This is a genomic window from Marinomonas hwangdonensis (assembly GCF_003721245.1).
GTDB classification, from domain to species: Bacteria; Pseudomonadota; Gammaproteobacteria; order Pseudomonadales; family Marinomonadaceae; genus Marinomonas; species Marinomonas hwangdonensis.
The window spans coordinates 1-22,091 of sequence record NZ_RIZG01000013.1; the positions used below are offsets into that span (position 1 = coordinate 1).

A 22,091-nucleotide genomic window follows, 5' to 3' on the forward strand; every position below is an offset into this window, starting at 1 on the left:
TGTTACCGACTTAATCGCATGTTCCCTAGACGAAAGAGCGGACTTGATAATTTCATCATTAAACTCATCCTCAGAAAATGAATTCAATGCCCTCAGCGCTACTGGTTTTAAAGAGCTATTTTCAACATTAAAAACGCACTTCCCAACACTTACATCAGTGTTACATCAAACTTTTGAAATTGAAGATAATGGAGAGCTAGATGTCGATAAACTTAGAGCATTAAGTATCACTCCCCACGATATTCTTTATATGCTATCAAATGAAGACATTAAATCAGTTCGTGACAATATGGGGGTGAGCAGACGAGGAAATCCACGCTTAGTTATTTTAGAAAGCTTTGCTGATGCTACCGATAAGCTAATTGAAAATTACGCATTATTAGCAAAAAGAGATCTTGCAGGCCTAAAGAATGAGGGAATAGAGATTTCTGAAGTTGATATTGGAGTTAAATTTGAAGAGGTAACTAAAGCTATTTTTGAACAACTTGGTCTTGACGTAGATGAAGATTTAAGAAGGTCCATCAATACTTCAAAAGATAAAGCCGATATTATTATATCATTGAGTGAGGATGATATAATCATTGGTGAAGCTAAAACTTGTAAGAACGGGGATTTTGCTAAATATTCAACTACATCTCGCCAAGTTAAAGCCTACGTTAATCGCTGCGAATCTTCTGGAAAGCGTGTTGCTCAGGTATTAATTATTGCACCATCATTTTCGAATGATTTTGTAGAATCGGCCGAGATGGATACGGAAATAAACATTTCCTTATTAGAGGCATCGGGGCTTAAGCTGATATTTGATGCATTTAAATCTAGAAGAAATCCAAACTTTTCTGCTAAGCTCTTTACAAAGGGTGGTTTATTAAAAGCAGAATTAATTGCTAAAAATATTTAAGGATACATCAAGAACTGCTCTATATTGATAATATCATTTTTCTGATAACGCAGGCTAAGATCCTATATTAACATGTTGAATATGGTATTTTAGCCTACTAAACGAAGCGCAGCTGAAAGACATAGGCATAACCGCATCGGACGTGAATCAAGAGGCGAGAAACTGGTTTGGAATTGATTTTTTGGTTAGAGGATAAGGGCACGTGGTGCGGGTGCTCTTTTTGCAGGGTTGCGCTTTCTTTAAAAAAGGTTGTCCTCTAACACTTGCAACACACGCGAGTTTGCGAGTCGCAGTGCTTGCGATTGTTATGACACATTTTAAAAAGTAGGCCTCATCATCTCGTCTGGATATGGGAGACTACAATTGATATCTCTTAAAAAACCAAGATAGTTCTCTACATCTTCATAAAATTCGTATGCTGTTCCAATGGGACGGTCTTTAAATGCATGTATTGCATTTCGCCGTTGTTGGACTCTATCTAAAAAAGAGAACCACTTTTCATTGACTAATTTCTTTTTTCTAAAAAACTGCTTTAGCTTTTCAAAAGCCAAAATATCAGGATCAATCTGATCATTAGTCTTATAATTCAAATACTTATCTTCATCATTACTATAATCGTCAAGATAGACTGATACAAACAGTTTCATGCTACCTTCAACAAGTACCCCCAAGTTAACCCAAGCTAAAATTAGATCTCCACTTTCGTTTTCTTTGAGTGATGACCACTTTCGTAAGGAGTGTGATAAAGAGACCTGCCAATCCAATCGAGATTTCGACATTAACTTGGCAGCGTTGCTTGGCGCCCAGTCGTGGCTATTGCTCCAAAACTCTGCCAGTTGCACATTTCCGGAAATTATTTTCTCGACATTATCCATGCTCTTGTCGCTTCCTCCATTGGGTCATAACGCCGCCAGCAGAGGGTAGAAAACGCAGTGCGGAAGTTTCTCTAGTGCTATTTTCATCTGACCCTAAATTCCTCTAAATTCCTAAAAAATCAGTGCTAGTTACCTAAAGACAATTTAGATTTTTTATTATATCTTCAAGAACTTTGGATCCAATAAAATTTTCACACCACTTGGCATTAAGTAGAAACCTATCTTATTCGCTTTTCTTTTCTCTAAAAAGTCTACAGCTTTTTTATTTTCTGAAATTAGTGAAGCAGAATAGAGAGTTATAGAAATAGATATCGCATTGCTATTTAACCAAGCACCAGAGTAATAATATTTTTTATTCTTAGAATCAAAATTTTCAGCACCTGATGGTACTGTTTGATAGTATTTTTCTTCTAGAGCATCAGGAATTATATAGCCATATTTTTTCTCCATTCCTTTCTGCATTGACTTAAAAGAGGCGCCTTTTACGATATAATCGTCAACCTCTACTGTTCTCTCTATAAAAAGTTGCCAAAATGGATAATACATCACATTAGAAAAAAGGCTTAACTTATGCTCTTCCTCTAAATCTACAGCATCTAAAGACAAAAGATATTCTAAAATTTCTTCTGGGTTTTTCTTGTTTTGATGAACCATCTCGATAATCATAGGAGATTCATACTCTGACGCTTTTTTATTGACAGAACCTAAGTCGACATTTTTCGAAGAAAACTCTTTCAGAGTATTCAGATCTCCAGAAATCAGCGACTCTTTAAGAGATTTAAAAGATAGGAATGTAGCCGCCTCAATATTTTTAGTTTTGTTATTTATTGATATGTTATTTTCTAAATTCTTAATAGCGCTCTCGTATATATTTTTTTGAATTTCTTTTTGCTCTATAAGTGTTTTATTCGAGCTAGAAAGAACTTCATTTATTTTAAGCTGCTCCTCAAGCGATATAGCTAAAAGATTTTTTGATTTGTTTATGGCCTCATTTATTTTTATTTGTTCATTCAGAGAATCTAATAAAGCTTCTTTTGAAACCTCTAAAGTGGTATTTGTTTTTTCATTCTCACTCAGTATCTTCTCTTGAATCTCTTTAATTATTTCTAATGAAAGAGATTGATTTTGCAACACTTCAACCACTTCTATATTAGAAGCTAGAAATCCTTTATTCTCTCCTTCTATACTTTTATATTGAATTGAATAATAGTAAGTAGTCAGACAGACTATACTGAAAAATATAGTACTTAATGCTACTGGAGCAAACCATATCCCTTCATATCCAACTGGCGGTTTTGATGTTGGCACAGCTAATCTAAAAAGTGCCATAATAATGAAAAGTGTTAATGAGGCTAAACCAAGCCATAAAGCAAATGGTGCAATAGGTATTAAAAAATCACTAATAAATGAAACCACAGTACCGGCACCAATACCAACGCTTGATACTTGCTTTATGATTCTTGAACTTAAACTCTTCAATTTATAATCCTTTTTATGACTCTTAATTTTTTAGTAATAGCTTTTTCTTGCTGCTAACGCTCTAATTTTTGGCTGAATTACAGTACAGCAGAAAAGCAGCCTCAACTTGTAAAATTATGCAGTGTTAATTCATAAATTCTATTAACGCTTCTAACAGGTGATCATAAAAGCGCAGCGTTTTTGGGGTCACCTGCTTACTCTTGTTAAAAACCTTTCCAATCCCGATGCAACCCAACGAAGTTATCTTGAGTTAGCTTTATTTCACTGCATTGCGGGCAATAGTCTTTAGTTCCTGTTCGATCTGCCATATAGATTCGAGAACCAGTTGAGATAAATTGAACGCCCTTGACTAATCTCTGCTCACTCATTCTATACGTTTTCAATCCCGGTTTGCAGAGTTTGAGAATGTGTAAAAGCATATCAACTTTTGATTTGTCAGCTCTGCTCCCGAATGTTATCGACTTAATGCTAACTGGTAAGAATTCTTCATTTCCGTCCAATAAGCAACGACTCTCCCCCTCATACTTCCATGGCTTTTCTTTATATATGAGTATCTCAGCTGCTTTCTCTCGAGAGATATGGCGCTCAGTTAATGAAGGCTTCTTTAAATATGAAACCTTATGAACCTCTTGACCATCTAAGAGCTGAAGCTCAATAAGACATCCTCTCGCACCATCAGCATAGTGAGACCACATTAAAGGGTTATCCTTATCTCTACTGAAGCAAACCACTCGAAAATCCTTTATTAACTCATCCCACTCCTGTTCTTTTTCCTTAGGAATTGTTCCATCAATTTTTATCACCCCTTCCATAGGATCGTTAAGCTCATGATGTCGAGCTGCGTACAACCTTTCTTTCAGAAGTAAATCAAGTAAGAACTCAAAATTATTTAGTGATTTATATTTATAGAAAGTTTGCACCTTACTCACGATGAATTCCATTCTAAGGTTTTTAACAATTAAGGGTTATACTGCAGCGTAGCTGTGGCTATAACCCACTGTTGAACGGCTGCGTTGCTATATAGGTGATTTGCTTTTTTCATGGTAGGACTTCCCTGTTATATAACTCGCTCAATACCAAAGCCTGTTTGGACTATGCCGCTTCAGATCGTCGTTGATCGCCGCTATGTCGATTCTTTATTTGCTCTTTTTAGCGCGATTTGATCCGAGAGGCAAGTAATTCCCTAAGCCCTTATACCTGATCCGCTTTATACACTGATAGCACCAAGTGGTAACGCTTGCTATTTTTCATCTGACCCTAAATTTCCACAGAAAGAAGCGCAGCGTATTGAGATAGGATGCATTGGTTTGCTAAATACCGTAGTCGCGCTCTACTTTCGATATGCGAGTTTTGAATGATGAATACCATTTTTCATGGCCAAGTTTTTGGGCTTGTTGATGCTCTGCATGTGCTTTCCACTGCCTAATGGACTCAAGATCAGACCAATATGAAACAGTAATTCCAACATCCTCTCGTGCCGATTCTATGCCTAAAAAACCTGGTTGTTTTAAGGCTAGTTCGACCATTCGATCTGCCATTTGACCATAACCGCTATCACCTTCAGTGCGGTGAGATGTAAAAATTACCGCGTAGTATGGCGGATTAGGTGTGTTAGCGATGAGAGACATCTTTGCTCCTTTAAGTACTCAACATTATGTTCATACGCATACGCGCTATTCTCTTTATCCATTGATACTAAAAGACTTTCTAACCAGCCACCAGTAAAAGCTCGCAGTTTTTGATTGCTTTTCAGACAAGGCAGAGTAAAAACTCCGAAGCGCCAAAGAACCCCATCTTCCGTCTTCCCCTTGAAGAAAGGGGAAGAAACTTGTCCGCAGTTTGAATGAGTTATTCGTTAGAACAATGGAATTTCCTTAAAAAAGCTGCTTCGCTAATCGCGCGCTACGATTGAAGATAGTGGGTGTTGTGGGGCAAGGCTAACGCCGAGAGTGAAGCTAATTATTTTTATATACAGAAGATCTGTGTGCGACTTTGATCACGTTTATGATCAATATATCATCCCTTATCTCATAGATAATCCGATATAAACCTTGCCTTACACGATAGTTATCCAATCCCGATAGTTTGATGCAGCCTTCTGCTCTTGGGTTGTCAGCGAGACTTTCGATCTTTTGCAATATTTTGGGTACGTCTTTTTTAGGAATATTCTTAAAATCTTTGCTAACTGACTTTTTGAAAGAAATTTTATATTTTGCCATTCGCTTTTAGCTCATTTAGAAAAATTTCATAAGTCACCTCTGGCTCATTTACTCGTTCAGATATGGCAGCAAGGTCTTCTTGATCTTCTCTCATCAGCAAGCGTACCGCTTCATCAATTAGTTCTGAAATAGAAACATCTGATGATGCCGCTCGCATTTTTAGCGCTTGATGGATCGCAGGCTCAAAGTAAATGGTTGAACGTTTTGATAAATTACTCATGTCATACCTCGACGATTTTTTTGGAGTCTCAACATTGTAGCGCTATAACGTTAAAACATCAAAAAGCTAATTTATACGAGCAAAACGAACGCCAAGAGCGAGGTCAAACGGCTAGGCAATAACCCCTCCCTCGCCCTCCCCTTGGAAGGCATAAGGGGAGGGAAAAATTACGTTGTCGGGCTAAAGCCGCGACCTAAAAAAAAATTTAAATCAACAACTTACAAGGTTGATGCGGAGCAAGGCCAACGCCAAGAACGAGGTCAAAAGACTTTAACCACCGCTAAACAAGCTAGAATTGAAAAATGACATTCCTACGAGGTAGGCGGTACTTTTCTTTAAAAATACAGCGAAGGAGGAATGTCATTTGTTTCAATTCAACCCCAAAAGCTCATTTTAATCTGCTAACTAAACCACTGAGCTTTCTTTCACGTCACTTAAAGCGTTGTTGATTTCTTTCCAAGTCAGTCCGCTGCCCTTTTTCGTTTCTGCTTTGGTTTGGGTGATTTGGATGATTTGCCCTGCGATGGAGATGGCGATTTCGAAGGGTTTCTTGCCTGCGATTTCGTTTAAACCCACTGGGCAATGTACTGAGTCGATTTCCGCTTGGCTAAAGGAAGCGCTGACGAGGCGTTTTTTGAAGCGCAGGGCTTTGGTTTTCGAGCCGATTAGGCCGATGAATCGGCAGTCTTTTCGATCCAATAACGCTTCCACTAGCTGATAGTCCAATGCGTGGTCGTGGGTCATGACTAAGGCGATTTCGTTATGGCCCATGTGGTCGATGTGATCTAACATGGATTCATACAAAAACGGTGTGACGTTACTCGGTAAGCCTTTGATGTTGTGGTCTTGAGCGAGATTCTCACGGCTGTCGACCCATGAGATTTTTGCCTGCATGTTTCCCAATACACTCACTAAAGTGCTTGCTACGTGTCCCATGCCAAAGATGGTGATTTTGTTGGCTGGCTCTGGAAAATATTCCAACAATACGCTGACTGTGCCGCCGCAACATTGGTTGGTCTTGGCGGCGAGCGGAAAGTTTTCCAACACATGAGAAGGCGAAGACGCATCTTGCAACATCGCGCGGGCTTTTTGGCAAACAGCGTATTCCAGCTGTCCGCCGCCGATGGTGTCGAAGCTGTGTTCCTCAGTAATGATCATCTTGCTCGATGATTCCCGAGGCGCAGAACCTTGGGTGCCGATCACGGTGGCAATCACCCAAGCTTGCCCTGCTTTTTCTACTTCCTGTAAAGCATGAACCCAACTCATGGAAGACATCATAGGCTTGCTTCCTTCGCTACTTCTCCATTAACTCCTGCTTTATGATTTTGCGCGGCTTGCATGGCGTAAAAAACCGCTTCTGGTGTAGCTGGTACAGCTAATGGTGGCGAGATCTTGTGATCGGCAACCGAAGCACAGGCGTCTTTTAACGCACACCAAACGGAAATCCCTAACATCAATGGCGGTTCACCTACGGCTTTAGAACGATAAACCGATTCTTCACTGTTGGAACGATCAAACAGTTTGACGGTGAATTTTTCAGGAATATCCGCTGAAGTTGGAATCTTGTAATTCGCAGGGCTGTTGGTGGTAATGCGGCCTTTGTCATCCCAGCTTAATTCTTCTGAGGTGAGCCAGCCCATGCCTTGTACAAACGCGCCTTCGATTTGGCCGATGTCGATATCCGCGTTAATCGAATCACCCACATCGTGCAAGATATCAACCTGCGTGACTTTGTATTCGCCGGTAAAAGTATCGACGATCACTTCGGCCACAGCGGCGCCATTGGCAAAGTACAAAAATGGTCGGCCTTTGGCCGCTTTGCGGTCGTAGCCAATTTTGGGTGTCTTATAAAAACCCGTAGACGACAAAGACACGCGGTTCATGTACGCCAATTTGATGAATTCAGGAAAGCTCATTATCTCGCTGCCTAGAATGACTTGATCGTCTTCAATAGCGAAGGCATCGGCGGCGATAGCAAAATGCTCCATGGCGAATTCTTGCAAGCGACCTTTAATCGTCATTGCGGCATCCAGTGCCGCCATGCCGTTCAAATCCGTTCCTGCTGATGCCGCGGTTGGCGATGCGTTTGGCACTTTGTCAGTACGAGTAGAACCCACGTTGACACGTTGGTAATCAATGCCAAAGGCTTTGGCAACAATCTGCGCCACCTTGGTATAAAGTCCCTGCCCCATTTCCGTTCCGCCGTGACTTACATGCACACTGCCATCAGTATAGATATGCAGCAAAGCGCCCCCTTGGTTTAAGTGTTTCGAGGTAAAGGAAATACCGAACTTAACAGGCGTGAGCGCTAGACCTTTTTTCAGGAAAGGATTCTGTTTGTTGAAGGCGTTAATCGCCTCGCGACGAGCGCGATAATCTGAGCTTGTTTCCAATTCTTCGATAAGCGTCAGCAGCACATCTTCGTCAATTTTTTGCCCATACGGCGTGGTGTCTTTATCCGTTTGATAACAATTGAGTTTGCGAATATCCAACGAATCTTTGCCTACCGCGCAGGCGATTTCTTCGATGACATTTTCCGCCAGTAAAACACCTTTAGGTCCGCCAAAGCCTCGAAAAGCGGTATTAGACACCGTGTGGGTTTTGCCGCGATAGCCGCTGATGCGAGCGTTCGGCAAGAAGTAAGCATTGTCCGCATGGAACATAGCACGATCGACGACGCCGTCTGACAAATCTGCGGTACAGCCACATTTGCCCACCATGTCGTATTCTGCCGCGAGGATTTCCCCTGCATCAGAAAAGCCCACTTGGTAGCTGTTCCAGAAGTCATGACGTTTGCCAGTTTGCACCATGTCATCTTGGCGTGGCATGCGATATTTCACCGGACAACGGTTACGTACGGCGAGCACTGCTGCCATACAACCTAAAACAGCCGCTTGAGATTCTTTACCACCAAAGCCGCCGCCCATGCGTCGTACTTCGACAAGAACTTGTGCCACTGGCAATCCCAGCACACGCGCCACCAGCTTTTGCACTTCGGCAGGATGCTGAGACGAAGCGAATACTTGAACGCCGCCATCTTCATTGGGAGTCGCGACACTGATCTGCCCTTCCAAATAAAAATGCTCTTGGCCTTTGATGTACATGTCCGATTTAAGCTTGTTTGGCGCGCTTTCTAGTGCGCCCTTGGCATCGCCACAGCTGATGGTGTGAGTTGGCAAGACAAACTCTTGGCGCTCTAACGATTGACGAGGATGCAAGGTTGCTTCTCGCGGTTTATATTCAATCTGCGCCAGCGCAACCGCTTGTTTGGCAGCGCGTAGACTGGTGGCTGCGACCGCAAAAATCGATTGCCCGATGAAGTGTACAAAATCGCCAGCCAGCAGCAAGTCGCCACTCAAAACAGGCGATACATCAATTTCGCCGGGAATATCTGCCTGAACGATTACATCCACCACGCCTGGATAGGCGCGAACTTTGTCCAAATTAATCGACACAATATCGGCGTGTGCTTCGGTCGATAACCCCGTCGCCACATGCAATTCATTTGGCCATTCAGGCATGTCGTCAATGTAAACCGCTTGCCCAGTTACGTGTTTGATAGCCGATTCATGTACGGGCAACAGTCTATTATTAGCAGCGTTTTTTGCGCCTAAAGTAAAATCTTGTGGAAGTTTACGCATGATTGCTTGCCTCCGAACCAGTCGATAAAATTGAGTCGCTGACAGCATGACCTGAGAAAGTCACCACGTCGGTGCCGTTCAGTTCCAGCCACGCTTTGCGGATCAGGTTACAGGCCATATCCAATCGATAATTTGAGCTGGCTCGCATGTCACTCATTGGCGTTAATTCACTGCGCAATGCTTCGATGGATTGGTTTAACGCTTGCTCGTCATTGATCAGTTTACCTGTCAACGCCGCTTCGGCTTTTAATCCACGAATCGGTGTGGCTGCCATGCCACCAAATGCCAAACGCACGTCAGTTAACGTACCATTTTTCTCTTCAAATCGAACCGCCAACATGACACTGGAAATATCGTCTTCCATGCGTTTCGAGACTTTATAAAAACGATGGAATTGCGCGAGCTTATCGAGAGATACGTCAAACGAGGCGATCATCTCATCTTTCGCTAGTTGCGTTTGTTTGTAGCCTTGGTAAAAGTCCGCGATATTCACCACTCTTGTACTGCCGTCGTTTTTAAGCAATTGAATGTCTGCATCAAACGCCAATAATAATGGCGGTAAATCGGCAATCGGTGAGGCATTCGCGACGTTGCCGCCAATCGTGCCGCGGTTACGAATTTGTCTAGAGGCAATGCGACTTAGCAAAGCATTCATCTGCGGGTAAAGCGTCTTGCTGAAATCTTCCAACTCGCTGTAAGTCACCGAGGCGCCGATGGTCAAGGATGTTTCACCAATGTGTAAATGTTTTAGCTCGGCCACGCAAGATACATCGATCAAGGCGTCAAAATCACGATAGCGTTGAGTGTTTTCTAGCATCAAGTCTGTGCCACCGGCGATCAAGGTCGCTGCTGGATTGGATTTCAACGCGTGCGCGAGTTGCTCTAAATCGGTAGGTTGTAAATAGTTGCTGCTGTCATGTGGTTCTGTTTGTAAACCTTCAAGCTGAGTTTTGATACTGTCGTTTTTACTCATCAGCTCGACATAAGGCGTTTCATTAGAGCCTTCAATCATCGGCTCTTTAACCATTGACTCTTTAAACATGGACTCTTTAAACATGGACAAGCCCGCATCAATGATCGGGCGATAGCCAGTGCAACGACATAAGTTGCCAGAGATCGCATCGCAAACCGCTTCACGGTCGATTGGCTGTTCGCTGCTCTGTTTATTTTCATAAAGCCCAGCCAAGGACAATACAAAACCTGGCGTACAAAAACCGCACTGAGAGCCATGAGATTCTACCATGGCTTGCTGCGCTGGGTGCAATTCACCCGTCTTGGACAAATACTCAACCGAGACAACATGCTTTCCCGTCAAAGATTGCATTGGTGTGATGCACGAATTTAGCGTCGAATACGTCAGTTCACCGTCCTCCAATGCTCCAACAAGAAGCGTGCATGCACCGCAATCGCCAGATGCACAGCCTTCTTTTGTCCCCGTTAATCCACGCTTCTCTCTTAGGTAACGCAAAGCGGTAAAGTCGCTAGGGAGCGTGTTCTCTTCGATGAGCTCATCGTTTAGTATCAATTTCAAAGCGCTCTCCTTATTGAAAATAGTGTCTATGATGGTGGCTGTAATAATAGTTGAAATGCAAAAAGCTGACCAATCGTACAAGGTTTTAATTAAAAACTAATAATACTGACCTAACAAGCAATCTAGCACTTTTTATCTGCATTTTTTACGCTGGAGATCATCACAGTCTGCAATTTTGCGAACGCAATGTCGTGGCCGTTAGATACAAAAAGTCGCGAGCTTGCCTTTCACAGAGCCAAAAAAAACCAGCCTTAAACCCATAATAAAGGTTTAAGGCTGGTAAAAGACACTCATAGAGAGAGGTTAGATTAGGTAGATCGTAAGAAAACGAGCGTGATTTCGATCGTTACAGTACTATAGATCGGTCAAAGTACCGAGCGCTCTTTCAGCAGCAAAAGCTAGGGTTTCTGACAGTGTCGGATGAGCATGAACAACAAGGGCAAGGTCTTCTAGTGTGGCACACATCTCTATTGCCAATGTGAGTTCTGCTAACAATTCACCCGCATTCATACCAATGATGGTACCACCCAAAATACGATGTGATTCCGTACAGTAGACAATCTTAGTCAAACCGTCATGGCCGCCAGACGCCAGATTTCGACCACTGGCAAGCCAAGGAAAGGACGTTGTTTTCGGCTGATAACCCTGTTCTTTTGCCTCTTCTAGATTTAATCCAATCCAAGCCAATTCGGGATCGGTATAAGCCACAGAAGGAATCAAAGAGGTATTCATTTGCACTTTATGACCGCAAATAACCTCGGCTGCGACTTTGCCCTGATGCGTCGCTCTATGCGCTAACATTGGCATGCCGGTGACGTCTCCAATGGCAAAAATGTTCGGTACAGACGTACGACATTGATCGTCTATGGTAATAATGTCTTGCTGATTACGATGAATGCCAGCCGCATCACAATCAATCCCATCAGCATTTGAACGCCGACCAACCGATGAAATAACCACATCATAATCTCTGCTGTGCCCGTCGCTAAATGCCAGAGAAACCCCTGTATCCGAAGGAGTCACTTGGTCAACTGAAGTACCCAAAAGAAATTCACAACCAAAGTTACTAAGCTGTTGACGGAGTATTTTTACCGCCTCTTTATCCACCATGGGCAACAGATCTTTACTAAGCTCAACCAATGTGACCTTTGAGCCAAGAGCGCTGTAAATGGTCGCCATTTCCAAGCCAATAATGCCCGCCCCAACAATAGCAAGATTTTCAGGCACCTCAGGCATTTCCAAAGCGCGAGTAGAATCCCAAATTCGTTTGTGTGTTGGCCAGTTAGCTAACGCAACAGTGCGTGAACCCACGGCAATAATGGCATGCTCAAATGTAAAAACATCGTTCCCTGCTTGTAAGGTATTAGGCCCAATAAATACCCCTTTTTCATGAACCACTTTCACTTTTCGACGAGAAGCTAATCCGCCCAATCCACCCGTTAAATTGCCTACTATTTGATCCTTACTGTTGATCAACTTTTTAATATCAATTTTAGGAGGCTGGAACACAACACCATAATGTTCAGCCTGTTTGGCTTCGCGAATAATTTTCGCAACATGCAGTAAGGCTTTAGAAGGAATGCAGCCTTCATTAAGACAGACACCGCCTAGGGTATCTCTCCCTTCAACGATTAAAACATTTAGCCCAAGGTCTGCTGCACGAAAAGCGGCCGCATAACCTCCTGGTCCGCCACCGAGTACTAATAATTGAACGTCTGCCATGATTTACACCATCAGTCTTTTTGGCTCATCAAGTAGAGAGCAAAAATATTTAAGGAATTTGGCGGCTTCTGCCCCATTGATCACACGGTGGTCGTACGTTAAATCAAGGGGCAGCTTGCTTTCGGGTAAAAACACTTCACCATTCCACACAGGCTCCACTACCGTTTTTGTAATACCGAGAATAGCCACCTCTGGTGGATTAACGATCGGTGTGAAGTGTGTCCCTGAAATACCACCAAGGCTTGAAATCGTTATTGAGGCACCACCAAAATGGCTACTCTTCAACTTTTTCTCTCTCGCTGCAGTCGATAATTCAATGATTTCATTAGCAATTTCAACAAGGCCTTTTTTGTCTGCGTTTCGAATAACTGGCACAACCAAACCATAGTCCGTGTCGACCGCAATACCAATATGAACGTAACTTTTTAGTACTAACGACGAAAAGTCTGGGGTCAATGAACTGTTAAAGCGAGGGAATTGCTTCAATGCTTTTGCCAACGCTTTAACAAAAAACGCCAATGACGATAGCTTGACGTTTAACGACAGCATTTCATCTTTTAAGGAACGCCTAAAAGCTTCGAGTTGATCCACATTCGCTTTATCACCATGGGTAACTGTTGGAATCGTTTGAGAAGCGACCAACAGATTCTCTGCCGCCAATAAAGCAATTTTACTCAAAGGCTCTTGCGTCACTTCACCATAAGCACTGTGATCAACTTGCCAATATTTAGCCGCATTTGAAGCCGGATTTGATTGTGATGTACCCGTCGATTCTACATCGCCACCAGCAAAAGCCTGCGCTCGCTTGGAAGGCGTCGTATTGGGAATGAGTGTTTTCATCTGATCACCACACCGTTGAAATATATTGTGATTCCATGAATTCTAATAGACCTTCATGACCGCCTTCACGACCTAACCCTGACTGTTTTACGCCACCAAATGGCGCGGCTGGATCAGATACTAAACCGCGGTTTAAACCGACCATACCAAATTCAAGTTGTTCGCATATCTGCAAGCCACGCTTCATGTCTTCTGTAAAGACATAAGCGACCAATCCATACTCCGTATCGTTGGCTCTTTTTATGACATCCGCTTCGTCACTAAAAGTTTGAATAACAGCAACCGGACCGAAAATCTCATCGGATAAACACTCTGCGCCCTCTGGCACATTGCTTAGGACCGTTGGCGGATAAAAGAAGCCAGATCCGGTTGGTAATTCACCGCCCAACTCAACTTTCGCGCCACGTTGCACAGCATCGTTAACAAAGTGACTCACCTTGTCTCTCGTAGCCGCATTCACCAGTGGCCCAACATCCACACCCGTTTCTAAACCGTTGCCCATTTTCAACTTGGACATGGCTTGAGTGAATTTTTCTGTAAACACATCCGCAATAGATTCATGCACATAGAAACGATTTGCCGCTGTACAGGCCTCGCCTAAATTGCGCATTTTTGCCAGCATAGCGCCCGTCACCGCAACATCGATGTCGGCGTCATGAGCCACAATGAGTGGCGCATTGCCGCCTAATTCCATAGCAGGCTTTAAGACTTGATTAGCAGACTGCTTGAGTAAGTTTCTGCCAACCGCGGTTGATCCAGTAAAAGAAACCACTCTTACTCTAGGGTCATTCATAATGACCTCAGAAACCTCTCTGGGGTGTTGAGTTGGGATAACATTAACCACCCCTTTTGGCACACCCGCTTCTTCTAGTAAGGCAACCAACGCCAATAAGGTTAATGGCGTTTCCGTCGCTGGCTTAACGATAACGGTGCAGCCTGCGGCTAATGCAGGGGCGATTTTTCTTGTGCCCATTGCTGCAGGGTAGTTCCATGGTGTGATCAAATACGCGATCCCCGCCGGTTTATGGTGAACAAGAATTCGAGCACCACTCGACGGCGCGGTAGATAAAATACCATCTGCTCTCACCGCTTCTTCGGCAAACCAACGAAAGAACTCAGCAGCGTAAACCGCTTCACCCATGGCGTCGTTACTCGCTTTGCCATTTTCTAAGGTAATAAGTTTGGCAAACTCTGGCAAACGCGCCGTCATTAATTCAAACGCTTTGCGAAGAATCTCACTACGCTCACGTGGTGTTTTTCCGCGCCATGCTGGCGCCGCATTGGCCGCTGCGTCTAATGCCAAAGAGGCATCTTCTGTCTCCGCGGATGCACAATGGGTTAACACCGTCTCATCAGCAGGGTTGATCACATCAAACACCTTCTTCGAAGATGAATCACGCCATTCGCCATTGATGTACAGCTGATTTTTAAAAATAGTCATAACCAGATTCCTATAGCAATTGACGAAGAGGCTGCGAAATTCGACGTGTTATTTCAGATAACAACACAATGGCTTGTTTCGGACGAATAACGTTCGTATCAAAACGCAATTCAACCGTCCACTGCTCCCCGCCAAACACACTGATATTCAACTTAGCGTCGCTGTCTAATTCAAACCCGGCAATGGATGACTCGGTAAAATCCCAAAGACTGACAAAACCGTTTTCATCCTGTGATTTTTGCAAATCCCCCAACCCCACAAGATCAGGATTAAGCAGACAACAATCATCAGCTGGAATGACCACACTGCAGTCGAGATCAGACTCAATGACCTTGGTATAACGCAATGCACCAGCGACCAACACCGCAAGCAATTCGGCACGAGATACAGACAATTCATCCGACGCTAACCACTGTTCTGTTACGACTATCGCATCTGGACTGACGACACTGTGTACTTTCCCCATACTAGATGCGACGTGTTTTTGTCGGATTTTTGGCTCATAAGCCATCACGTCAGCCGCATGGATCGGTTGTTGTACCCCGTCATCCGTCAGATCCGATATCGCTATGCCGCGGTCTCTTAACAAGGATTTCGCTTTAGGAGACGCGAGAATTTTCCCACCAACGGACGGCAATTCTGTTTTTACCAATCCCGTATTATGAGATGGTTGTGGCGTTGTCACTTGAACAGGCGCTTTTTCAGCGACAGGGGCTTCAGTAGTGACCGCCTTGCTGGTATCTACTTCTGGGCTAGCTGAGTCAAGATCTGACTCAGGCTGCGCGGTAAGTTGAGCAATAACATCTCCAACGGGCACTTCCGCACCCGCCTCGTATTTCACATGAGACAGGTAACCTTCATACCTAGATTCAATGTCTTGAACGGCTTTGTCTGTCTCAACAGACATAACCACATCACCTGAAGCGACCCACTCTCCTGGCTGTTTAAGCCATTCAGCTATAATCCCGGTATCTTGGTTCATGCCAAGAACAGGCATAATAATATCGTGTGACATTAGCGTTCTCCCGTTACAAGCTTAACCGCTTTATCGGCCACTCCAGCAGCCGTTGGTACGGTGAGATCTTCTAATGCTGGAGAAAATGGAATAGGTACATCCATCGCGCCCATTCGAGTCAACGGGGCATCTAAATAGTAAAATGCTTGTTCATTTAATCGAGCCACAATCTCTGAGGTGACACCAAAACTTTGATGACCTTCATCCACCACGATGGCACGTCCTGTTTTCTTAACAGATTCAACCAAAGTGTGTTCATCTAATGGTGCGATGGTACGGACGTCAATGACTTCGGCACTGATGCCTTTTTCTGCTAGGATTAAGGCCGCTTCTTCACAAACCTGCACCATTGATGATGTGCCGATCAGTGTAATGTCTGTGCCTTGTGAAATAACATTAGCTTGTCCAAACGGAATGAAATATTCCTCTTCAGGAACAGGACCTTTCATTTGATATGACAGCTTATCTTCAAAAATAACCACTGGGTTGTTATCGCGAATGGCTGTTTTCATCAAGCCTTTAACTTCATAAGGCGTAGATGGCATCGCAACTTTAATACCAGGAATATGTGCAACAAGGGCTTGTAGACTTTGACTGTGTTGAGCCGCACTTCGTCGCGTAGCACCCATATTCGTGCGCACGACCAAAGGAACAGTCAGCTTACCCCCAGACATGTAATGCTGTTTAGCGGCTTGGTTAGCGAGCTGATCCATGATCAAGTAAATGAAATCCCCAAACATCAAATCCACAATGGGTCTCATACCTGTTAAAGACGCACCTACGGCCATTCCCATAAATCCGGGCTCTGAAATTGGCGTATCTAGAACGCGCTGTGTACCAAACTCTTCTACTAAGCCTGATGTAACTTTGAACGGCGTGCCCGCTTCAGCAACATCTTCGCCCATAATAAAAACCGTTTCATCGTGTCGCATCTCTTCAGCAATGGCTTCGTTCATTGCTTGCGACCATGTAATATTTCTCATTAAAATTCTCCAGTCTCTATTAATCGACGAACACGTGCATATCGACTTCGGATTCATCTGGATATGGAGCATCCAGCGCATAACTCACGGCATCGGCAGCCTCTTTTTTTATTGCCGCTTTGAACTCATCCAACTCTTGCTGAGTCGCCCATTCATTGGAAACAAGCACCTCGGCCAAAAGCAAAATGGGGTCACGCTCCGTTTTCCAATGCTGCTCTTCTTCTTTGCTGCGGTAATAGGTTCTATTAACATCACCAACGTGGTGACCATGATAACGATAAGTATCCAAGACAATAAAAAATGGACCTTCTCCTTCGCGAGCACGTGCCACTAATTTTTCTGACAGCGCATTCACTGCAACAAAATCTTGACCATCGACTCTATGTGTCTCAATGCCAAACGCCTCAGCTCTGGCTGTCAAAGAGCCAGCCGCCATCTCGTCAACATGCGTGTATTCCCCATACATGTTGTTTTCACAAGCATATATAACAGGGAGACTCCACAGCGCGGCCATGTTCATTACTTCATAGAGCAAGCCTTGCCCTAGGGCACCATCGCCAAAGAAACACACAGTAACATCGTCTTTGCCTAACATTTTAGAGCGAAGTGCTGCGCCCGTTGCTATCCCCGCACTGCCCCCAACAATCGCATTTGCCCCCAAATTACCGTTACTTTGGTCAGCAATATGCATTGAGCCACCTTTGCCTCGGCAGTAGCCTTCTTCTTTTCCAAGCAGCTCACAAAACATCAATTTAAGGTTGGCCCCTTTAGCAACACAATGACCGTGCCCTCGGTGCGTACTGGTGATATAATCAGTACTTTTTAAAGCCTCACAAATCCCTACGGCAACCGCTTCTTGGCCGCTGTACATGTGAGTTAAACCTGGCATTTTTGCGGTTAGGTATAATTCATTCGCATTGTCTTCAAATTCTCGAATGGTCACCATTTGTCGATAAGCTTGCAGTAAGCGTGGTATGTCTTTTGTTGTTAGATTTGTCATTTTCCACTCTCTCTAATTAAATTAATGATTGTGACCACAGCTTGAACCATGACTATGACTATGTCCGCAACCAGAACCATGACTGTGACTGCTGTGCTTTTGCTCACTGACACCGCCAGTTACTGTACGACGACTATCAATCGAGCCGTAGCGTGGCGTTTCACGAGAATTGGCAAACATTTGCTGTGCAAGCGCACTGTTTGATGCGCATCCACATGCTGTGGCGGCAGGGGATTTTTTATTCACCTTGACGTGCTCTCTGATTCCGTTGTAACGAATCGAAACACCTGGAACAATCACTCTAACGAGCTCTTCGCCCGTTTCTGGGTGTTGCGTGTATCGCGGATCGGCCATTTTTTGCATGAAGTCAAAGCGTTCGCCTGTTGCTGTAGATTCGTAGGTATAGATAGGCATAAAGCCTCCTTAAAAAAAATCGACGGCCAAAGAACCGAAAGGTCAATCAGCCGTACAGAAGCTCATGTTTAGTATGGATTCGCCACAAACAAATCTTGCGCAGGAAACAGGGTAATCACTCGACAACCCGTCGCCGTTACCACAATTTCTTCTTCAATTCGCGCGGCGCCGTTACCATCAGCAGCAGGGCAATAGGTTTCCAAAGCAAACACCATCCCTTCTTTAAGCTCAAATGGGTTACCGAAAGACACAAGACGACTAATAATCGGCCGTTCGTGCAACGCAAGTCCCAAACCATGTCCGAACTGCAAACCAAAGGCTTCCATTTCAGAATCAAAACCAAACTCTTGTGCTCGCGGCCAAACAGCGGCGATTTTGTCGGTTGTCATACCAGGTCTTACTAATGCAATGGCATTGTCAATCCATTCTCTTGCTTTAGCATAAGCGTCCACCTGAGCCTGTGTTTTGCTACCAACATTTAATGTGCGGTAATAACAGGTGCGATAACCCATGTACGACTGGATGATATCGAAAAACGCTTGATCACCAGGGCGATACATGCGATCGGTGAAATTGTGAGGGTGTGGTGAACAACGCTCACCTGAGACGGCGTTGATTGCCTCAACATCATCTGAACCATTGTCATAAAGAAACTTATTGGCAATGGCCACTAACTCGTTTTCACGTTTGCCAGGTTTTAGTTCGTCTGCAATCAACTGATACGCCCCATCGACCATAGAGGCAGATTGGTTGAGTAAGATGATTTCATCCATACTTTTAATTTGGCGTGCATTCAACATCACTTGCTGAACATCACGAACCTCAATACCCTCTTTCTGTAATGCAAACAGCATGGGGGGCTCACATACGTCGACACCGATTGGCATACCGAAGACGCCTTCCTGTTTTAGCAAGTCGGCAATCTCTTTCGCGGCATTGGCAAACAATCCTGCCTCTTCACCAACCGAACCACGCAACCCCAACATACCAGCACGCCAGTGGTCTGTTTCAAACCATGGATTGTGTAAACGGTGATGAGCGGCGGCGCTACCAAAGTCCCAAAGATAAGGATCTGAATTACCAGTAAATAACGCATAACGACAAAATTTGTCCCGCGACCACTCACCAATAACGCTGCTGGTTAAATAACGGATATTGTTATTATCGAAACACAACATTGCACCAAGATCTGACTCTTGTAGTGCCTTGCGTGCTCTGGCAACTCGATAACGATGAAGCCGTCTAAAGTCGACACGCTCTTCAAAGTCGACATTCATCCGACCTGGGGCAGGAATGGGAACATCCCAATTCCAACGAGGGTCTAGATCAGAAGTGATTATTTCTTTGTTGCCTGGAGTAATAATTGTCATAAATTCACCGTTATTTTTATTTTTGTAGCCGCTACTGCATTATCATGCCGCCGTCGATCATTAATAACTGACCAGTCATGTAGTCAGAATCCGGTGCTGCTAAGAATACAGCGGTACCCACAACATCTTTCGGATAGGAATAGCGCTTCATCAGAATCATGTCAGCCGCTAACTGATCCATTGAATCGCCTTCTTTCTCGAATTTACCGATGGCTACTAAGTCTTTATCTAGTTGTTCCCACAGCTCAGTTCTCACAACACCTGGACCATAGCCATTGACCGTAATGTTATGATCAACCAAGGCTTTGGCACCGCCATTGATCATGGCTAGCACAGCGTGCTTAGAGCAAGAATACGGAACCACATCATCAAAAGCTTGGCGCGAAAGAATAGAGCCCACGTTGATGATTTTATAAGGGCCATTTTCTTTACCCTGCGCAATCATCTGTTTTGCGGCTTCTTGCATACCCACTAAAACGCCCCAGGCGTTTACTTTCATGATCTGATTCCAGTTTTCTTCAGTGATATCTAAAAACATTAACGGTTTGTTGATGCCGGCATTATTGACGATGACATTTAAGCTGCCGAACGCGTCCACAGTAGCCTTTACCGCCGCAACCATTTGCTCTCGGTTAGTCACATCAAGTGACACTGCAATCGCTTCACCACCTTCAGATTGAATTCTTTTTACTACTTCTTCGCAGCCGCTAACATTCAAGTCAGCCACACATACTTTTGCACCTTGCTTTGCGTACTCTTCTGCAACCGCAGCCCCCATCCCTTGAGCAGCGCCTGTGATCAATACATTTTTTCCAGCTAAACGTTGAGACATTTTGTTTTCCTCACTATTTTTATTAATTATCGTTTTATGTAGCCGTTGCTCTTTAATCACTTCAGAAATAAAGAAAGGCTAACTGCTTTTCTTGTCGCGGTTTCTTCGCTTAGAAACACTTAGGCAAAAAAAGGGGTTTGCAACTGCATGAAAGACCAATTTCACTTCAGAATTTCATAATCTAATAACACAACTCTGTACTGGTGATTAATTATACACCCAAATTCATGCAATCGATTACACCAGCATTATGCTAAACGGTCAACCTTGATTTGGCTTTTTCATTAAAAAAACACTAGATAAATACCAATTTTTGAGTATTTATTAATCTAATTAGCGCTTTTGCCAATAAAACTAAACAAAGCTAGCTACTTTGAACAAATCAATCAAAAATCATTTAATGCAATCGATTGCATTGGAATTTAAATTTTTACTAATCCCGCAATCAAGCAGACCAAACAACAGAAGCGCTCAACGCTTACTGCCGTTTGCAGCGGCCGTCGACTGTCGAACAACCAAGTGCGGTGACATCAATAGTCGCTGTTTGCTGGGCCATGGTGCATTAATTTCTTGCAACAGCATTTTAGCCGCTTGAACACCAATTTCCTGAAAAGGCACCGATATCGTTGTAATGGATGGGTTCACTATGTCAGTCAGTGGCATATTGTTAAATCCGCAGATTGAAATATCCTCAGGGATTCTCAAATTCACTTTTCGACACGCTTCAATCGCACCCAATGCCATCAAATCATTTGCCGCAATCCAACCTGTTGCAGCACATCCTGAACGCAAATACTTTTCGGCCGCATCTCGCCCTGCCTCAACACTAAACGCGTAGGTATCGTCTTGATCATAATCGACGATATCAAAGGCGATATTTCTTTGTAAGCAGAAACCTTCAAACGCCTCACGACGCCTCAAACTTTGTAAAATTGTATTCGGGCCTGACAAATACACTAGGTGCTTATGTCCTAGTGAAAGCAAATGATTAACCGCTAAATCAATACCGTGCTGCTCATCGCTTAACACTTGATGAACTAACTCGCCTTTACGTATAGAACGATTAACCAAAACAAGTGGCACATTTTGTGAGATACACTCGTTAACACTCTCATCCTCTAAAAACGCGCTGGCAATAATAAGACCATCGACGTTGCGCATAATAAGACGCCTTACTTCTTCTAAAGCCTCGTCCTGATTGTTGTTGCTGGCAACAAAAATAGTCACGTAACCTTTACTGGACAAGTAACTCTGAATGCCTTTAATCATGGGTGGAAAGATAGGGTTGAGAATATCCGGAATCACAACCCCTATCGTGTTTGTCACCTGAGTTCTTAGTGAGGCTGCACCAATGTTGGGGATATAACCCAGCTTTTGTGCCATCTCACGTACACGTTTTATCTGGTCTTTTCCGATCAAACTTTCAGTCTTTGGGTTTAGAGCACGAGATACTGTTGCCGAGCTAATGCCCAACTTATCTGCTATGTCTTTAATTCGTACCCGTTCGCGCTTAGACATCTACCTTTGCCCCATTAGAGTTTTTCCAGCCGTCCATATTATGCAAACACAATCTGCATGATTCGGTTTACAGGCCGCTATTTTCATATACAA

Annotated in this window: 19 protein-coding genes and 1 pseudogene; 1 reads left to right on the forward strand and 19 read right to left on the reverse strand. The window is 43.8% G+C overall.

Annotation, left to right across the window (positions count from 1 at the left end; genetic code table 11):
* Positions 1-898: pseudogene (locus EBI00_RS14855) on the forward strand (hypothetical protein); the annotation flags it as partial.
* Between the two features lie 317 nt (positions 899-1,215).
* On the opposite strand, the gene EBI00_RS14860 reads toward EBI00_RS14855, so the two are convergent.
* The 19 genes from EBI00_RS14860 to EBI00_RS14950 form a co-directional block, all read right to left on the reverse strand.
* Entirely contained in the window at positions 1,216-1,773 is a 558-nt protein-coding gene (locus tag EBI00_RS14860; protein WP_123096727.1) for a hypothetical protein, read from the reverse strand.
* Positions 1,774-1,929: 156 nt separating this feature from the next.
* Positions 1,930-3,252, reverse strand: a complete 1,323-nt coding sequence (locus EBI00_RS14865; RefSeq protein ID WP_123096728.1) for a hypothetical protein — start codon at positions 3,250-3,252, stop codon at positions 1,930-1,932.
* Positions 3,253-3,455: 203 nt separating this feature from the next.
* Positions 3,456-4,181: a DUF2971 domain-containing protein gene (locus EBI00_RS14870; protein ID WP_123096729.1), complete on the reverse strand. Its 726-nt coding sequence runs from the start codon at positions 4,179-4,181 to the stop codon at positions 3,456-3,458.
* 381 nt (positions 4,182-4,562) lie between these two features.
* On the reverse strand, positions 4,563-4,880 hold the full coding sequence (locus EBI00_RS14875; RefSeq protein ID WP_123096730.1) for an antibiotic biosynthesis monooxygenase family protein: 318 nt from the start codon (positions 4,878-4,880) through the stop codon (positions 4,563-4,565).
* Positions 4,881-5,207: 327 nt separating this feature from the next.
* The gene (locus EBI00_RS16295) at positions 5,208-5,471 is read right to left on the reverse strand and encodes a type II toxin-antitoxin system RelE family toxin (RefSeq protein WP_123096731.1); all 264 of its coding nucleotides are present in this window, start codon (positions 5,469-5,471) and stop codon (positions 5,208-5,210) included.
* A complete protein-coding gene (locus EBI00_RS14885; protein WP_123096732.1) occupies positions 5,458-5,691 on the reverse strand; it encodes a ribbon-helix-helix domain-containing protein in 234 nt (77 codons plus the stop codon). Before EBI00_RS14885 ends, EBI00_RS16295 begins: the two co-directional genes overlap by 14 nt.
* Before the next feature lie 405 nt (positions 5,692-6,096).
* Positions 6,097-6,969: a xanthine dehydrogenase accessory protein XdhC gene (gene xdhC, locus EBI00_RS14890; protein ID WP_123096733.1), complete on the reverse strand. Its 873-nt coding sequence runs from the start codon at positions 6,967-6,969 to the stop codon at positions 6,097-6,099.
* Positions 6,966-9,332 carry a xanthine dehydrogenase molybdopterin binding subunit gene (gene xdhB / locus EBI00_RS14895; RefSeq protein ID WP_123096734.1) on the reverse strand — a complete coding sequence of 789 codons (2,367 nt, stop codon included), beginning with the start codon at positions 9,330-9,332 and terminating at the stop codon, positions 6,966-6,968. Before xdhB ends, xdhC begins: the two co-directional genes overlap by 4 nt.
* Positions 9,325-10,863, reverse strand: coding sequence for a xanthine dehydrogenase small subunit (xdhA, locus tag EBI00_RS14900; protein ID WP_123096735.1), 1,539 nt, complete (start codon positions 10,861-10,863; stop codon positions 9,325-9,327). The genes xdhB and xdhA overlap by 8 nt, the downstream gene beginning before the upstream one ends.
* Positions 10,864-11,217: 354 nt before the next feature.
* Positions 11,218-12,585, reverse strand: a complete 1,368-nt coding sequence (gene lpdA / locus EBI00_RS14905) for a dihydrolipoyl dehydrogenase (protein WP_123096736.1) — start codon at positions 12,583-12,585, stop codon at positions 11,218-11,220.
* Positions 12,586-12,588: 3 nt separating this feature from the next.
* A complete protein-coding gene (locus EBI00_RS14910) occupies positions 12,589-13,425 on the reverse strand; it encodes a 2-oxo acid dehydrogenase subunit E2 (protein ID WP_123096737.1) in 837 nt (278 codons plus the stop codon).
* Between the two features lie 4 nt (positions 13,426-13,429).
* The gene (locus tag EBI00_RS14915; RefSeq protein ID WP_123096738.1) at positions 13,430-14,866 is read right to left on the reverse strand and encodes an NAD-dependent succinate-semialdehyde dehydrogenase; all 1,437 of its coding nucleotides are present in this window, start codon (positions 14,864-14,866) and stop codon (positions 13,430-13,432) included.
* A gap of 10 nt (positions 14,867-14,876) precedes the next feature.
* Positions 14,877-15,881, reverse strand: coding sequence for a biotin/lipoyl-containing protein (locus EBI00_RS14920; protein ID WP_123096739.1), 1,005 nt, complete (start codon positions 15,879-15,881; stop codon positions 14,877-14,879).
* Positions 15,881-16,864, reverse strand: a complete 984-nt coding sequence (locus EBI00_RS14925; protein ID WP_123096740.1) for an alpha-ketoacid dehydrogenase subunit beta — start codon at positions 16,862-16,864, stop codon at positions 15,881-15,883. The genes EBI00_RS14920 and EBI00_RS14925 overlap by 1 nt, the downstream gene beginning before the upstream one ends.
* 19 nt (positions 16,865-16,883) lie before the next feature.
* Positions 16,884-17,864 (reverse strand): thiamine pyrophosphate-dependent dehydrogenase E1 component subunit alpha, encoded by a 981-nt coding sequence (locus tag EBI00_RS14930; RefSeq protein ID WP_123096741.1) that lies wholly within the window; start codon positions 17,862-17,864, stop codon positions 16,884-16,886.
* Positions 17,865-17,885: 21 nt separating this feature from the next.
* A complete protein-coding gene (locus EBI00_RS14935) occupies positions 17,886-18,278 on the reverse strand; it encodes an FmdB family zinc ribbon protein (RefSeq protein WP_123096742.1) in 393 nt (130 codons plus the stop codon).
* Positions 18,279-18,346: 68 nt separating this feature from the next.
* A complete protein-coding gene (locus EBI00_RS14940; protein ID WP_123096743.1) occupies positions 18,347-19,648 on the reverse strand; it encodes a M24 family metallopeptidase in 1,302 nt (433 codons plus the stop codon).
* 31 nt (positions 19,649-19,679) lie between these two features.
* Positions 19,680-20,480 (reverse strand): SDR family NAD(P)-dependent oxidoreductase, encoded by an 801-nt coding sequence (locus EBI00_RS14945; RefSeq protein ID WP_123096744.1) that lies wholly within the window; start codon positions 20,478-20,480, stop codon positions 19,680-19,682.
* A gap of 471 nt (positions 20,481-20,951) precedes the next feature.
* Entirely contained in the window at positions 20,952-21,998 is a 1,047-nt protein-coding gene (locus tag EBI00_RS14950; RefSeq protein WP_123096745.1) for a LacI family DNA-binding transcriptional regulator, read from the reverse strand.
* Positions 21,999-22,091: the final 93 nt, after the last annotated feature.